Genomic DNA, 1,010 nt, shown 5'->3' on the forward strand with positions numbered 1-1,010 from the left:
TCAAAATTGTTGGCCAGAGGTGGGTCAGTTTAATTGGCCATTAACAGACACCAGGCAGGCCGACAATCATCGCAGCGAAGCATAAGCCTGCTTTGCTTTTACCGCTGTCACCTGACAGTTAGCTCGATATCAACGGAGCGAATTCGCGTGCGTCACTCGTTGGCGCTATGCCCTTGACCTTAGAAATGCTAACGGCATGTGGCCAAAGTAGCTCGCCACGAGGAGATCAGGCTAGGTCGTGGCACCTTCAGCAGGCTGCCGCGACGAGCAAGCCCCGCCAGTCGCTACCGCCGCGGACGCTCAGAGCCAGCGGCGGACTCGTGCACGGTAGCGGGCAAATGATTCGCCGAACAATGTTTCCAGCGCTCACTCTTCGGCTGGGATCTGGAAACGGTTCATGTACAGCACGAAAGCAACTACGCCAAGCAGGGTTAGAGGCGAGGCCAAGACCAGCGCCCAAGCCGCCAGGATAATGGCAAAGCCTAAGTACATGGGGTTGCGGCTGTACCGGTAGATGCCAGCCTCCACTAATGCAGAAGCCTGCTGCGGCTGCAATGGATTAACCGTAGTACGCGCGCGGCGAAACGACAGGACGCCGGCGAGGCACACGCCGAGCCCCAGGAGCAGTATTGGCAAAGCGAAGGTCAGGCGCGCGGTCCATGCCAGTTCGAAACCCGGCAATTTGGTTCCCGACAAACCCATCAGCACAGCGATCAGGCCGGCCACGAGCAGCGGTGGCACGCGGTTTTCCAGCGCGCTCATAGTGTCATTCTCGTGCCTTGGCCACTTCGCTGTTCACCAACTGGCGCAGCGGCTCCGGGCCAAACTCGCTGAGCGCACGACCATTGACAAAAAAAGTCGGCGTGCCACGAACCCCAACGGCTTTAACGTCCTGCATGTCCGTTTCCAGCACGGCGTTGACGCCAGGCGTATGCATCTCCTGGCGGGCCTGCTCCAAGTTCAAACCGACGCGCTCTGCGGCAGCCCATGCCTGCGTTACCTTGGGATCA

Annotated in this window: 1 protein-coding gene and 1 pseudogene; both read right to left on the reverse strand. The window is 59.4% G+C overall.

The window, feature by feature from the left end; all coding sequences use genetic code 11:
- Positions 1–300 precede the first annotated feature (300 nt).
- Positions 301–762, reverse strand: a pseudogene (locus tag NA637_RS25135) (methyltransferase family protein).
- A gap of 4 nt (positions 763–766) precedes the next feature.
- Positions 767–1,010, reverse strand: a 244-nt coding sequence (locus NA637_RS25140) for a DsbA family protein (RefSeq protein ID WP_256075354.1), incomplete at its 5' end; no start/stop codon positions are given.

Origin of the sequence: Stutzerimonas stutzeri (genome assembly GCF_024448935.1) — a bacterium.
GTDB classification, from domain to species: domain Bacteria; phylum Pseudomonadota; class Gammaproteobacteria; order Pseudomonadales; family Pseudomonadaceae; genus Stutzerimonas; species Stutzerimonas stutzeri_AO.